This is a genomic window from Streptomyces sp. NPDC001231 (assembly GCF_042896885.1).
Taxonomy (GTDB): domain Bacteria; phylum Actinomycetota; class Actinomycetes; order Streptomycetales; family Streptomycetaceae; genus Streptomyces.
On sequence record NZ_JBIAXS010000017.1, the window covers coordinates 40,106 to 53,421 of the forward strand.

At 72.8% G+C, this 13,316-nt stretch carries 12 protein-coding genes; 5 read left to right on the plus strand and 7 right to left on the minus strand.

What is annotated here, in order from left to right; all coding sequences use genetic code 11:
• Window positions 1-100: 100 nt before the first annotated feature.
• Complete coding sequence (locus ACFY3J_RS21380) at window positions 101-334, plus strand: chaplin (RefSeq protein WP_384182084.1); 234 nt, start codon at window positions 101-103, stop codon at window positions 332-334.
• Between the two features lie 159 nt (window positions 335-493).
• On the opposite strand, the gene ACFY3J_RS21385 is transcribed toward ACFY3J_RS21380, so the two are convergent.
• A complete protein-coding gene (locus ACFY3J_RS21385) occupies window positions 494-1,858 on the minus strand; it encodes an FAD-dependent oxidoreductase (protein WP_390841485.1) in 1,365 nt (454 codons plus the stop codon).
• 158 nt (window positions 1,859-2,016) lie between these two features.
• On the opposite strand from ACFY3J_RS21385, the gene ACFY3J_RS21390 reads away from it, so the two are divergent.
• Entirely contained in the window at window positions 2,017-2,940 is a 924-nt protein-coding gene (locus ACFY3J_RS21390; RefSeq protein ID WP_390841486.1) for a DMT family transporter, read from the plus strand.
• Window positions 2,941-3,162: 222 nt separating this feature from the next.
• Here ACFY3J_RS21390 and ACFY3J_RS21395 read toward each other — a convergent pair whose 3' ends face one another.
• From ACFY3J_RS21395 to ACFY3J_RS21410, 4 genes are all read right to left on the minus strand, one after another.
• Window positions 3,163-4,068, minus strand: a complete 906-nt coding sequence (locus ACFY3J_RS21395; protein WP_390841487.1) for a hypothetical protein — start codon at window positions 4,066-4,068, stop codon at window positions 3,163-3,165.
• 12 nt (window positions 4,069-4,080) lie between these two features.
• Window positions 4,081-4,461 (minus strand): hypothetical protein, encoded by a 381-nt coding sequence (locus ACFY3J_RS21400; protein WP_384182072.1) that lies wholly within the window; start codon window positions 4,459-4,461, stop codon window positions 4,081-4,083.
• A 12-nt stretch (window positions 4,462-4,473) separates the two neighbouring features.
• Window positions 4,474-7,533 carry a CHAT domain-containing protein gene (locus tag ACFY3J_RS21405; protein WP_390841489.1) on the minus strand — a complete coding sequence of 1,020 codons (3,060 nt, stop codon included), beginning with the start codon at window positions 7,531-7,533 and terminating at the stop codon, window positions 4,474-4,476.
• Window positions 7,534-7,801: 268 nt separating this feature from the next.
• Window positions 7,802-8,647, minus strand: coding sequence for an RNA polymerase sigma factor SigF (locus tag ACFY3J_RS21410; RefSeq protein ID WP_390841490.1), 846 nt, complete (start codon window positions 8,645-8,647; stop codon window positions 7,802-7,804).
• A 599-nt stretch (window positions 8,648-9,246) separates the two neighbouring features.
• On the opposite strand from ACFY3J_RS21410, the gene ACFY3J_RS21415 reads away from it, so the two are divergent.
• Both ACFY3J_RS21415 and ACFY3J_RS21420 read left to right on the plus strand, forming a co-directional pair.
• On the plus strand, window positions 9,247-10,746 hold the full coding sequence (locus ACFY3J_RS21415) for an MFS transporter (RefSeq protein ID WP_384182063.1): 1,500 nt from the start codon (window positions 9,247-9,249) through the stop codon (window positions 10,744-10,746).
• 110 nt (window positions 10,747-10,856) lie between these two features.
• On the plus strand, window positions 10,857-11,030 hold the full coding sequence (locus ACFY3J_RS21420) for a CsbD family protein (RefSeq protein WP_225079460.1): 174 nt from the start codon (window positions 10,857-10,859) through the stop codon (window positions 11,028-11,030).
• 287 nt (window positions 11,031-11,317) lie between these two features.
• Here ACFY3J_RS21420 and ACFY3J_RS21425 read toward each other — a convergent pair whose 3' ends face one another.
• Window positions 11,318-11,854 (minus strand): hypothetical protein, encoded by a 537-nt coding sequence (locus tag ACFY3J_RS21425; RefSeq protein WP_384182060.1) that lies wholly within the window; start codon window positions 11,852-11,854, stop codon window positions 11,318-11,320.
• Window positions 11,855-11,919: 65 nt separating this feature from the next.
• Complete coding sequence (locus tag ACFY3J_RS21430; RefSeq protein ID WP_390841491.1) at window positions 11,920-12,465, minus strand: DoxX family protein; 546 nt, start codon at window positions 12,463-12,465, stop codon at window positions 11,920-11,922.
• Between the two features lie 196 nt (window positions 12,466-12,661).
• On the opposite strand from ACFY3J_RS21430, the gene ACFY3J_RS21435 reads away from it, so the two are divergent.
• Complete coding sequence (locus ACFY3J_RS21435) at window positions 12,662-13,225, plus strand: hemerythrin domain-containing protein (RefSeq protein ID WP_384182053.1); 564 nt, start codon at window positions 12,662-12,664, stop codon at window positions 13,223-13,225.
• Window positions 13,226-13,316 lie beyond the last annotated feature (91 nt).

Consider the following 13,316-nt stretch of genomic DNA (forward strand, 5'->3'; position numbering starts at 1 on the left):
GCTGACAGTCCTACTGCATTCGGCGGTGGAACGGTGTTCTGCGGCGCCCGGGACCCTCACCGTGGGAACGCCCGTGTTCTTCGAGCGACAGGAGTTCTCCATGAGGATCAGAATGACGGCTGCCGCGGCCCTGGCCGGTGCGGCCCTGATGACGTGCGCGGGAACCGCCGCGGCCGACGCCGACGCTATCGGTACCGCCAGCAACAGCCCGGGGGTGCTCTCCGGCAACGTCATCCAGGTCCCCCTCGACCTCGGCCTCAACCTGTGCGGCAACTCGGTCAACCTGATCGGCCTGCTCAACCCCGCCGTCGGGAACGCGTGCGCGAACAGCTAGAGCGACCCCTGGCGGGGCGGTGCGCGTCCGGCGCACCGCTTCCCGTGAAACGGAACGAGCCGTGCCCTGCCAGGGGCACGGCTCGTTCCGTTCGGGCTCCACACGCCGTCCGCCGGGCGGTCCCTGCCCGGCAGCGGGCGGGCCGGCGGGCGTGCCGGACTACGCGCCGCTCGCGCGGAGCATGTCCTCGCGTTCGACGATCTTCACGCGCTCGCGGCCCTGCGGCTCGCCCAGGGCCTTCTCTGCGGCGTCCAGCCGGTACCAGCCGTCCCACGTGGTGAAGCGGACGTTCCGCTCGGCGAGGAAGGCGTCGACGGCCTCCGGGGCGGGCGAGGCGGGGGTGTCCAGGCGCCCGTTCGCGAAGTCGTCCAGCAGGTTGGCGACCGTCTCGTTGGCGTCGCCCTTGGTGTGGCCGATGAGGCCCACGGGGCCGCGTCGGATCCACCCGGTGACGTACAGGGACCGCACGTGCTCGCCCGACTCGGCGACGATCCGGCCGCCCTCGTCCGGGACCGTGCCCGACTCCAGGTCCCAGGGCAGCTTGGGCAGCTTGTCGGAGAGGTAGCCCACGGCGCGGTAGACGGCCGTGACGTCCCAGTCCTTGAAGGTGCCGGTGCCCTTGACGTTGCCGGTGCCGTCGAGCGCGGTGCGCTCGGTGCGCAGGCCGACGACCCTGCCGTCCTCGCCGAGGACCTCGGCCGGGGACTCGAAGAAGTGCAGGAACAGCTTGTGCGGCCGGTCGCCGACGTCGCGGATCGCCCAGTTCTCCAGCGTCTTGGAGACCATGTCGGCCTGCTTGTTGCCGCGCCGGGTCGCGATGGAGCCCTCGTCGTAGTCGATGTCCTCGGGGTCGACGACGACCTCGATCGACGGCGAGTGGTCCAGCTCCCGCAGCTCCATCGGGCTGAACTTCGCCTGCGCCGGGCCCCGGCGGCCGAACACGTGGATCTCCACCGCCTCGTTGGCCTTCAGGCCCTCGTGCACGTTCGGCGGGATCTCGGTCGGCAGCAGCTCGTCGGCCGTCTTGGCCAGGATGCGGGCCACGTCGAGGGCGACGTTGCCGACCCCGAGCACGGCGACCTTCCGCGCCGTCAGCGGCCAGGTGCGCGGCACGTCCGGGTGCCCGTCGTACCAGGAGACGAAGTCCGCGGCGCCGTACGAGCCGTCCAGCTCGATGCCGGGTATGGGCAGCGCCCGGTCGGCCGTCGCGCCGGTGGAGAAGATCACGGCGTCGTAGAACGCGCGCAGGTCGTCCAGGCTGATGTCGCCCGGGTAGTCGACGTTGCCGAAGAGCCGGATCTGCGGCTTGTCGAGCACCTGGTGGAGGGCCGTGACGATGCCCTTGATGCGCGGGTGGTCGGGGGCGACTCCGTAGCGGATCAGGCCGAACGGGGCCGGCATGCGCTCGAAGAGGTCGATGGACACGCCCGGCTCGGTGGCCACGTCGGACTTGAGGAGGGCGTCGGCGGCGTAGATCCCGGCGGGGCCGGCTCCGACGATGGCTACCCGCAGGGGGCGGGGCATGATCAGGTTCCCTTCGAGCGAGGATGGTCGACTCGTCGGCAACCTTAAACTAAGGCAAACCTAAGTTGGTACGCGGGTCCGGCCTATGGGCCCATAAAGTCGATTTATGGCGTGCTCGACGGCAGGACGGCACGGCGCCGGTCGGGCATGGTGGACCTGTGATCGGGTTGGCTGCGTTCTTCGCCGTCATGGGGGCCGCCAGCAACGCCATGGGCACGGCCTTCCAGCGCAAGGCGGCCTCCACCGTCGCGCGCGGCGGCGGACTGCGCCTGCTGCTCGCCCTGACACGCCGCCCCGCCTGGCTGGCGGGCATCGGCGGGGTGATGGGGGCCGCCCTGTTCCAGGCCCTCGCGCTGGTGAACGGCCCGATGGCGCTCGTGCAGCCGCTGTTCATCCTGGAACTGCCCTTCGCCCTGCTCATCGCCGCTCCCTTGATGCACCGCAGGCTGCCCCGCGCGGGCTGGTGCGGTGTGGCGGGCATGGTCGGCGGCCTCACGCTGGTCCTGGTCTCGGCCGCGCCCTCCGGGGCCCGGGACCAGGCGTCCATGATGCGGTGGGTCCCGGCCCTGGCGGTGTGTCTGGGGGCGATGGCGGCGGCGGTGGTCCTCGCCCGGCCGGGACGCCCCTCCCTGTTCCGCGCCGCCGTGCTGGCCGCGGCCGCCGCCATCGGCAACGCCCTGACCGCCGCCCTGCTGAAGTCGGCGGCCGGCACCCTGGACAGCTCCGGCTTCGCGGTCTTCCTCACCACCTGGCAGACGTACGGTTTCGCCCTCACCGGGGTCGGTGCCCTGTTGCTGCTGGAGAACTCCCTCCAGGCCGGCTCGCTGGCCGCCTCCCAGCCGGCGCTGACGCTCGGCGACGCGACGGTGAGCCTGCTGCTGGGCGTCACGCTCTTCGGCGAGCAGATCCGCACGGGCTGGTGGCTCCTGCCGGAGCTGATCGGTGCCGGGCTGATCCTGTGGGGCGTCCTGCGCCTCATCCACGTGGTCCCGCACGCCCAGCAGACCCTGGTCGGCGACGGCCGCGCGGCCGGCAGTCCCGCCGGCCGCCCCGCCCCACCGGAGCGCGCGTCCGGCCCCTAGCCAGTGCCGCGGCAGGCAACGTTTGCCCGTCAAGGAGCGGCCTCCGGTGCGTGCTCTGGGGGTCCCCCCTGCTCGAAGAGCTTGGGGGAGTGCCGGCCGGAAGTCCTCGTACTGGATGTACTTGGGCTTTCGGGCGGTGCGGCGAGTGGGGGTCCCCCTGCTCGAAGAGCTTGGGGGAGCGTGCCGGGCGTCGCGACGGGGCGAACGTTGCCTGTCGGGGCACTAGGAGGCTTTGCGAGCGATCCGGGTCAGCGCGGCGCCCACCCGGCGGTCCGGAACCGGGGCGGACGGGGCGACGCGGAGCTCGTCCACCAGTCTCCTGAGGTGAAGGTCGACGATCGACTCGACGAGCTCGGCGTGCAGTGCGGCGGCGCTCCGGCCGCGGCCCCATGCCGCGAGCCCGACCACGAGCCCTACAGGCGCCGCCGGCCACCAGAGGAGGCCGAGCACGACACAGCAGGCGGCCCACGTGGTGCCCTCGACCGCCGCGCCGAACCGGGCGCGGGAGGCGCGCAGTTCCACCCGCACGTCGTCGGGCAGCACCAGCCACAGCAGCGTCCAGCACGCCGCGAGGTCGATGCCGTACTGGTGGTGCAGCCGGGTGGCGGTGGCGGCGAGCCGGTCTCCGGAGTACGTGGGCCTGCTCGGCCTGGCGAGCGCGATCCGGTCGCGACGGGCGGTGAGCTCGTCCAGGAAGCGCTGCTGCTCCGGTTCGCGCTGGCGCGGCGGCGTGGCGCGGCGGCGGTCGTCGATCCGGCCCTGGATCCGGTCCCAGCGCTCCTGGCGCGCGGTGGTCAGCCGCTTCGCCGGCCACCTCGCGAGGGCCGGCCAGTCTCCGGTCCAGACGCGCTCGACGCCCTGGGCGCAGCTCCGTACGAAGGTGCCCACGGCGACCGAGCCCAGGACGACCGCGGCGAGCAAGGCCAACTGACCCACCGCGGACCACTCGGCCGCCGCCGCGCTCCAGTGCCCGATCCGCTCCCGCAGGACGGTCGGGTCGAGCGCGGACCGCTGGCCGAGCACCGTACCGGCCGTCGCCACGGCCATGAGAAGCAGACCGGGAACGGCCAACGCAGAGATCCACTTCTCGGCCAGCTTCTCGCCGAGGCCGTCGAGCAACGACGCCATCGTCCCGTCCCCTCACGCCTCGACGACGCGCAGCGAGCGGTTCCGCAGCCAGCAGCGCCCGCCGGCCGGCACCTCGCCGCCCGGCTCGCGGACCAGGTTGAGGCTGCACCAGCCGTCCGGGCAGCGGTACGCCTCTCCCGCACCGCGCGGCACGAGTCCCGGCAGGCCGTCCAACCCCTCGCGCGCCGGCCCGGCCCCCTCCAGCACGTGCACAGGGATGTCCAGTCCCGCGACCGCCTCCCGCACCGGCGTGTCGGCGAGGACGGCCTGGACGGCGGAGTGCAGCTCGGCCGCCCTCCCGTCCGCCTCCAGGTCCTCCTCCAGCAAGGGCAGCGCCGAGCAGAACCCGGCGAGCCACCTCCGATCCAGGTCCCTCTCCCGGCCCATGGACATCGCTCTCTCCTTCTACGGACCGGTGTGGATGACGGAAGCCCAGAACAGCGGTTCGCCGTACCGGGGATGAGCGCGCAGCGCGCCGACCGCCCGGTGCAGGCAGTGAGCGGCGCCCGGGGTGTCCGGTGCGGCGAGGAGCCGGTAGACCTCGCGGGCGAGCAGCGGGCCCATGTCGTCCTCCACCGTCCACAGGCTCCCGATCACCTGCCGATAGCCGGAAAGCTGGAACGCCGAGGCGACCGAGACGGCCTCGTCGACCAGCTCCTCGCCGAAGGCCGCGCTGTGGCAGGCCGCCAGGTAGGCGAACTCCGCCTCCAGCAGGCGCTCGGCGGCGAGCCGGCCGATCGTCAGATCACCGCTGTGCAGGAGGAGTCTGCTGCGCGACGGGTCGGCGCCGTCGCGCACGCCGTGGCAGGCCAGGTGGGCGTGCGAGTGGGTGCGAAGCGCCGCCAGCACCGCATCCGGCGTGGCATCGCCGTTCCGAAGCTCCGACCTGGGTCCGGGCAGCTCGCGGGTCGCCGCCAGCTCGTCCTCCAGGGCCATGAGCCGCGGGTACGCGTCGCCGGCCTGGAGGGCGTCCACGGCCACCGCGACGAGGGACGTGCGGTCGGCGGTCGGCGCGGTCCTGGCGCGGGCGTGCAGCAGCGCGCCGAGCGTCGGCACGTAGGAGGAGACCACCCGGTCCCGGGTGTACACAGCAGGTGACCGTCGGCCGTCGGGAGCGTCCAGCACGGCCGCGTGCAGCGGCAGCAGGGACAGGGCGCCGGTCGGACACCACCACATCCGGGGCCAGGCCTCGCCCGGTCCGACCGGGCGGTCGTAGCCCAGCCGTTCGAGGACCGGCCCGACGATGTGCTTGCCGAGCCAGCGGAGCGTCCGCTTCATCTCCCGGTCGTACCGGTACCGTTCACCGCCCGAGGTGTCCGGCGCCGTGAGTTTCGCGACGGCCGTCCGGAAGGCCTCGGCACGGCGGCCGATCTCCTCGCGTGTGACCTTGGAGAGCGGCAGGACCTCGACCACGGTGCGGCCGAGCCGACGGCGCAACAGCAGGACGTCGCAGCGCACCACGGACACGTTGATCACCGCGACCGGCCCGTGCGCGGCGGCATCGCTCAACTGCCGCCACTCCGGAGGCCGGTGGAAGTCCTCGAACCCCTTCTGCGCACGGATCTCCTCGACCACCCCGTCGAACTCGGCCGCCGACGCCTTGCGCTGCTCCGGGCCGCGCTGCGACTCGACCAGCGCCGCGCAGACCTGCTCGAAGCGGTGCGCGAGTGCGGGGGCCGTCCGGACCAGGTCGTCGTGGCGGCCGCGCAGTTGGAGCGCCTGCGCCAGCAGGACGCCGCGGCCCTGCTCCAGGCGGATCAGCGCCTGCTGCGGCCGGTCCGCCGTGATCTCCACCGCCGCCGCGTCGTTCGCCAGATGGTCCGCCTCGCGCAGCCGAGCCTCCTGCGACGCCCTGCCGAGCGCGCGCCCGGTCAGCTTGGGCAGCACGTCGTCCAGCGCCACGCCGTACGCCGTGCAGGCCTGGTCGAGGTCGCCGAGCAGGGCGCACAGCATGGCCCACCGCGTCACCGCGAGCAACCGGGTACGGATGTCCTCCGTGGCCTCCAGTGTGATCGCGCGGCATTGCGCGGCCGCCTCGGCGAGGTCGGCGCCGGTCTCCTGCCGCAACCCGCGCACGGCGAGGAGGTCGCCCAGCTCCAGGCGGGCGAGGTGTGCGTTGGGCCTGGTCGAGGGGTCCTCCGCCACATGTCGGAGGATCCCCTCGGCCGCGGCGACGTCCTCGTCCTCGCCCACGTGCATGCCGCGTCTGCGCAGCGCGACGGCGAGTTTGATCAGCATCACGGGATGGTCGTGCTGCGAGGGCGGGGTGACGACCACGGCGTGCCGCAGGTGTTCCACGGCCTCGTCGAGGGCGGCTATGTCCTCGTGGACGTCGAAGCGCGCGGTCAGGACGGCGGCCAGGTTGGTCAGACGCTGGGCGTGGGCGGGCGACGCGGCCGTCTCGGCGGCGCAGGCGGCGCGGACTGCGGTGGTGGCCGCCTCCAGGTCGGCCGGGTCCCCCACGGCGGTGAACCGGTCGAGATGGGCCAGGCCCAGGAACGAGGAGGCGGTGGCCCGCGTCTCGGCGTCGAGCGGCGCGTCGAGGGCCGTAGTGATCACGTCGATCGACTCGTCGAGGTGGTCGAGTTCGCCGTCCATCTCGAACCGCATCCGCAGGACCTGGCCCAGTTCGACGAGGCGGTGAGCGCGTTCCGACCCTTCCGCCGCGGCCGCGGCGGAGCGCAGGCGGTCGATCACCGGGTCGAGCCGGTCCCGGTCCCCGTCCCGCATGTACCGGTTGAGCTCGGCGCGGACGCCTTCCTCCGGCTCGGCGGGCGCCGGTCCCCGCGCCTGCGCGTCCATGGCGGTGGCCAGCATCCTCTCGCGCGCCGGATCGTCCACGGGCAGCAGGGCGAGCGCCCGCCGCATGTGGTGCAGGGCGGCTCTCCGCAGCTCCGCCGGGTCGAGGGCGGGGTCGTCCAGCTGGGACAGCACCAGCAGGGCAGAGCCGAGATTGAAGGTGATGTGCGGCTCGGAGATCTGGCCCCGGGCCATCTCCGAAGCCTCGCCGAAGAGACCGACGGCCAGAGCGAGCGAGTCCCGCTCCCCGGCGGGTGCACTCGCCTCGTACAGCGCGTTGCCGACCACGTTCAGGATCTCGTGCGCGGGGACCAGCCGCGGCGGCCGCTCCGCGAACATCTCGCGGTACGGCTCCGGCACGGCCTCCGGGCGCAGGGCGAGCACGATCGCGAAGAGGAGCTCGAACGCGAGCTCCTCCCAGGAACTGGCCTCCCTGGGCAGGTGCTTGAGCCGGGCGGTGTAGTAGCAGGCTGCCAAGTAGACCGCCTCCAGGTCGACGCCGTCCGCACCGCCAGGCTGGTCGAGGGTCAGCCGCCCCCGCGCGTCGAACACCATGTCGGCCGTGGTGCGGTGCATCCGCAGGCCCAACACCGACTCCGCCGGTTCGGCCATGAAAAGCAGTCCGAACTCCGGCGCGGCCATCGCCTTCCGGACCTCGGCACGCATCTCAGGACTCAGTTCCGCCATGCCCGCCCCCCGCCCGCCTCAGGTGACGGTCAGCGTACGCAGCATCGGCCCTCCCGCCAGGCTTTCGACGGAAATTCACTGATTGAGCATCACCTCCGCAGCCAATGCCCTAGTGTTCTGCCGGTTCCCCCGGGCCTGCCGGCGATCCTGGGCATGCCGCAGTCGACAACCAGCCCACCACACTCACCCAAACCGCCCCTGAACAGGGAAAACGTCAAAGTGCTGCTGGAGTACCAGGGGCCGTGGTTCAGCGGGTGGTCAGCAGGCCCTGCCGCAGCCGGCCCAGCAGCCGGCCCAGCAGGCGGGACACATGCATCTGGGAGATGCCCAGGCGCTCCCCGATCTGTGCCTGGGTGAGCTCCTCGACGAACCGCATGTGGATGATCAGCCGGTCCCGCTCGTCGAGTTCCGCGAGCAGCGGAGCCAGGCTGTGGAAGTCCTCAACGAGTTCCAAGCCGGTGTCCTCGGCGCCGATGAAGTCGGCGAGGACGTTCTCGCCCTCCTCGCTGCCGCTGACGGCGGCGTCCAGGGAGGCGGAGGTGTAGCCGTTGGAGGCCACCATCGCGTCGACGACCTCCTGCTCGGGCAGGTTCATCAGCTCCGCGAGCTCCACGGTCGTCGGCTTGCGGCCCAGCCGGCTGCCGAGTTCCTCGGTGGCCTTGGCCAGCTCGACCCGGGCCTCCTGCAACCGGCGCGGGACGTGCACGGCCCAGGAGGTGTCGCGGAAGAAACGCTTGATCTCACCGACGATGTACGGCACGGCGAAGGACGTGAACTCCACCTCGCGGGCGAGCTCGAACCGGTCGATCGCCTTGATCAGCCCGATCATGCCGACCTGGACGATGTCCTCCATCTCCTGCGGGCCCCGGCTGCGGAAGCGGCCGGCCGCGTAGCGGACCAGGGACATGTTCATCTCGATCAGCGTGTTGCGGGCGTACTGGTGCTCGGGCGTGCCCTCCTCCAGCTTCGCCAGCCGGTCGAAGAACAGGCGTGACAGGGCCCGCGCGTCGGTGGGCGCGACCTTTGAGGGGTCGGCCACCTCCGGCAGCTCCGTACGAGCCCGAGTCGCCTTCGCCTCCGTGGTCACCGCCATGGTGCGGCCCTCCCTCTCAGCCGGAACATCTTCAGTACGCGTCCACCTTGTTGATCAAGGCGGACCCCGCAGCGCCTACCCCGGTGCGTAAACCTCACACCCATATATTTCCCCCTCTCACGCCGACGCGCCTGCCGAGCCGGGGTGGGAGGGGCCGCCCGGCAGGGTGGTGCCGCCCAGATGCGGCACGGCCGGGCCGGCTCACGGAAAGCGCCGGGCGATCTCCTGCGGACCGTCGAACAGAAGCGTGCCGCCCGGGACGTACAGCCGCCGGGCCGGCGACGGGTTTGAACCCTCGGATCGCGTCAACGGGCACTGTATGGGCCAGCCGTGTGGAATGGGCCCTCAGCCGCCGCCGGGCAGCGAACGCGACGCCGCGATCCACCACGCCCGCAAGGCGGCCGGACGGGTCCGCCATGTCGCCGAGGCGGCCCGCCCGGCACTGGGCGAGGCTGCCGCACACCTGGGCCGACGGGCCGAGCCCGTGCGGCGGTATTCGACCGCGACTGGCGGGGAACGCGGCTGGAGCGCGCGGATTCCGACCGCCGGTGCGTGCTTGGGCGGCAACCGGGAGGAGCCTTCGTGAACGAGGAGCCCTCGTGAACAGGGACGCGCGGGCAGGCGGACGCACCGGCGGTACGTCGGGACTCGATCCGAGGCGCTGGAAGGCCCTGTGGGTCACGCTCGCCACCGGATTCATGAGCCTGCTCGACGTGACGATCGTGGCCGTGGCGCTGCCGTCGATGCAGCGGGACCTGAGCGCTTCGGCGGCCGCCGTGCAGTGGGTCGTCTCCGGCTACGCCCTGTCGTTCGCCCTCGCCCTGGTCCCGGCGGGCCGGCTCGGCGACGCGATGGGACGGCGCAGGATCTTCCTGGGGTCCCTGGCCGGTTTCGTGGTCTGCAGCGCCGGAGCGGGCGCCGCGCCCACGATCGCCTGGCTCGTCGTGGCCCGGATCGCGCAGGGCGCCTGCGCCGGCTGCCTCGCCCCGCAGAACTCGGCGCTGATCCAGCAGCTGTTCCGCGGGGCCGAGCGAGGCCGCGCCTTCGGCCTCTTCGGCGCCACGGTGGGCATCTCCAGCGCGGTGGGACCCGTCACCGGAGGCCTGATCCTGGCACTGGCGCACGGCACCCAGGGATGGCGCTGGATCTTCTACGTCAACGTGCCGATCGGCGCGGTCGCGCTTCTGCTGGGCCTCCGGCTGCTGCCCCGCGTGGCGCCCGGCCGCCGGGAGAGCCTGGACCTGCCGGGTGTGGTCCTGCTGGGCGCCGGGGTGCTGGGCCTGATGCTGCCCCTGGTGTTCGCCGACAGCGGGGGACTGCGCCGGCTGTGGTGGCTGTTCCCGGTGGGCCTGGCGCTCCTCGCGGCCTTCGCCCGCTGGGAGAGGTGGGTCGCGGCGCGCGACGGCCGGCCGCTGCTGGATCCACGGCTGCTGACCTGCACGCGCGGCTACGCGGCGGGGACGTCGCTGGGCGCGCTGTACTTCGTGGGGTTCAGCGGGGTGTGGCTGGTGTTCGCCCTGTTCTTCCAGGACGGCCTCGGCTACGAGCCGTTGGACTCCGGTCTCGCGGTGACCCCGTTCGCCATCGGTTCGGCGGCCGCGGCGGTGGTCTCGGGCCGGCTGGTGGAGCGGTTCGGGCGGCTGCTGACCCTCTGGGGCCTGGTCACCGTCGTCGTCGGGCTGGGGGCCACCGCGCTGATCCTGCGGTCGGCTCCACCGGGCGCGGAGGCGTGGTGGGCCGCGCCCGCCCTGTTCGTGGGCGGCGTGGGCAGCGGCTGTGTCATCTCCCCGAACGTGACCATGACACTGAGTGACGTGCCGGTGCGGATGGCCGGGGCCGCGGGCGGCGCCCTGCAGACCGGACAACGGCTCGGGGGCGCGGTGGGCACGGCGGCCCTGCCGGGCCTGTTCTACATGGTGCTCGCGGCGAACGGCAAGGACTACCACGATGCCGTCGCCCTCGCCGTGGGCTGCGCCCTCGTGGCCCTGCTGGGGGCCCTGGCGCTCGCCGTCCTCGACCTCCACCACGACCGGCACCCGCGCGGCCGGCGCGATGCGCGCGGGGTCCGAACCGAGCACACCCGTGCGGGCCACGGCTGACCAGGACCGGTCACGCATGGTGATCGGGAGCGTGATCGGGAGGTTTGGCCGCCGCCCTGCCGAGCACCCGGAACGTGACACCGACAGCGATGTGCTTGGAGTGAGAGACAGTGGCTGGTGACCAGAAGGGCAAGGCCAAGAAGGAACAGATGAAGGGCAAGGCCAAGGAGACGGTCGGCCGCGCGGTGGGCAACGAGAGGATGACCGCCGAGGGGCAGGCCGAGAAGGCCAAGGGCAACGCCCGTCAGGCCAAGGAGAAGACGAAGGACGTCTTCAAGGGTTGACCCCGGACGGCGAGGACGACGATCCGAGCGTCCTCGGACGCCCCCCGGAGTGTCCTCAGCCGAACCCGGCGAGTGCCTTCGGACGACCCGAGCGCCCTCAGCGGGACCCCTGCTCGTCGAGCGAGGGTCCCGCCGGCGTCTTCCCGGGCAGCGGGGCCGGTCGCCGGGCCCCGTCTGGACTGTTGAACCAAGCGTCGGTAATCGCTGGGCCATGCGCGCACATGGGGTGCGGTCAGCGGCTCGGGGCCGCGGGGCCCTCGTCCTCCGAGTGGCATCGCGGGTGCGGATCAGCGGTCCCGGAAGACCTCCGCGGCCTGGAGCCTGCGCAGTTCCTCGACGATGCGCCGCTGCCGCCGGGCCCGTTCGAGCAGGTCGTCGAGCTGCTGCCGGTCCAGGCGCGTGTCGCGGTCGGCGAGCCCGCGCAGGACCTCCCAGACGCAGGCCTTGCCCTGCACGCCCATCTGGAGCAACTCCAGCTCCAGCAGGGAGGTCAGCGGAGAGCGCCGCATCAGGCCGCCGTTGCTCTTCAACCGCGCGGCCCGTTCGCCGAGGCGGCCGGCGTACACCTTGTAGCGTCGTACGGGTACCCGGAGCCGGCGCATGATCTCCAGGAGGCTCCTGCGGTCCTCGGCGATCTCGGCCGCGATCGGGCCCAGCACGTCGCCGATCTCCGAGCCCCGGCACGCCATGGCGAGGTGGCGGGAGCGGTCCGTACCCGCGGTGGCGCCCGCCAGGTGGTCGTTGAGATAGATCCCGAGCAGGTCGTGACCGGACTGCCCGGTGAACACCGGAAGCCGGGCCCCGGCGCGGGCGTTCTCGTTCATCGCGTGTCCTCCTCGTCGCGGGAGCCGCGGCCTTCCCTTCGCCGTTCAGCCGCGGCCCTCGCCGTTCAGGCGCCGTTCCGGACGGGCAGCTTGGCGCGCAGGCCGCCGACCGCGGCGGCCGGGCGTGCGGTGGCCCGTACCGAGCGGCGCACCAGGCGCGCCTCGCGCCGCAGTTCGTGGGCCGTGTGACGGCCGCGCCACAGCAGGGACGGCGCGCCGCCGGTGTCGTCGGCCGCGATCAGCAGACCGCCCAGCATGGACAGGTTCTTCAGGAAGTGGATGCGCTGCTGGACGCGCCCGGCGTCGTCCTCCGCCTCCCAGAAACGGTGTCCGGCCAGGGTGGTCGGCACCAGCGTCGCGGCCAGGGCCACGGCCGACAGCCGCGGAAACCGCCCCAGGCCCAGCAGCACGCCCGCGACGACCTGGAGGCCGCCGCTGAGCCGCACGACCTGCTCGGTGCGGTCCGGCAGCACCGCCACCCGCTCGGTGATCGGCCGTACGACGGGTTCGGCGGCCGTCGCCACCGCCTCGGGACTGCGGAGGGAGTTCATCCCTCCGGCGACGAACATGGAGGCGAGCAGAGGACGACCGGCCACGCGCAGCAGACTCATGATCCTCTCCCAAGGGTGTGAGGGTGTGAGGGGAGTGACAGGTGTATGCGGCGTCAGCCGGGTTCCCGGGCCACGCGAGGACAATCGGGCCCGGGCGTGATCCGCGCCCGCTCGGCGGTGTGCCGGCGCCCGGCGCGGGAACCCGGCGGCGGTCCAGCGGTACGACCTGCAACGTCCACCAGCAAGGAGCCCTGTCATGGGACACGGCGGAGACGTCATTCGGGAACTGACCACCGACCACCGTGAAGTGGAGGAGATCTTCGCGCAGATGGAGGCCCTCCCGACGGGGAACGCGCGGCGCAAGGACCTCGCCGACCAGGCCACCATCGAACTGGTCCGCCACTCCGTGGCCGAGGAGATGTACCTGTACCCGGCGGTGCGTCACTACGTCCGGGACGGCGACGCGATCGCGGACCGGGAGATCCAGGACCACGCGGAGGCCGAGCGGACCATGAAGGACCTAGAGGGCCTCGGCGCGGACGACCCGCGGTTCGACGAACTCGTCGGCCGCCTGATGCGGGAGATCCGCGAGCACGTCACCGACGAGGAACAGAACCTGTTCCCCCTGCTGCGGGAGGCCACCGGGCCCGAGGACCTGGAACAGCTCGGCGAGAAGGTGCGCTCCGCGAAGAAGACCGCGCCGACCCGGCCGCATCCCGCCGCTCCGGACAGGCCGCCCCTGAACAAGCTCCTCGCGCCCGGTGCGGGACTGGTCGACCGGATCCGGGACGCCGTCACCGGACGCGGCAGGACCGGCTGAGGACGGGCGCCGGGCCGGCAGCGCGCGGACGGCCGGCAGTACGCGGACCGCCTCGCTCACGGGGCCGTCAGCACCGTCACCGGCCGACGGC

Coding starts and splice junctions, on each gene's coding strand:
- ACFY3J_RS21385 (WP_390841485.1), bottom strand. CDS start 1,858: ATGCCCCGCCCCCTGCGGGTAGCCATCGTCGGAGCCGGCCCCGCCGGG.
- ACFY3J_RS21430 (WP_390841491.1), bottom strand. CDS start 12,465: ATGAGTCTGCTGCGCGTGGCCGGTCGTCCTCTGCTCGCCTCCATGTTC.
- ACFY3J_RS21435 (WP_384182053.1), top strand. CDS start 12,662: ATGGGACACGGCGGAGACGTCATTCGGGAACTGACCACCGACCACCGT.
- ACFY3J_RS21380 (WP_384182084.1), top strand. CDS start 101: ATGAGGATCAGAATGACGGCTGCCGCGGCCCTGGCCGGTGCGGCCCTG.
- ACFY3J_RS21405 (WP_390841489.1), bottom strand. CDS start 7,533: ATGCGTGCCGAGGTCCGGAAGGCGATGGCCGCGCCGGAGTTCGGACTG.
- ACFY3J_RS21395 (WP_390841487.1), bottom strand. CDS start 4,068: ATGGCGTCGTTGCTCGACGGCCTCGGCGAGAAGCTGGCCGAGAAGTGG.
- ACFY3J_RS21400 (WP_384182072.1), bottom strand. CDS start 4,461: ATGTCCATGGGCCGGGAGAGGGACCTGGATCGGAGGTGGCTCGCCGGG.
- ACFY3J_RS21425 (WP_384182060.1), bottom strand. CDS start 11,854: ATGAACGAGAACGCCCGCGCCGGGGCCCGGCTTCCGGTGTTCACCGGG.
- ACFY3J_RS21410 (WP_390841490.1), bottom strand. CDS start 8,647: ATGGCGGTGACCACGGAGGCGAAGGCGACTCGGGCTCGTACGGAGCTG.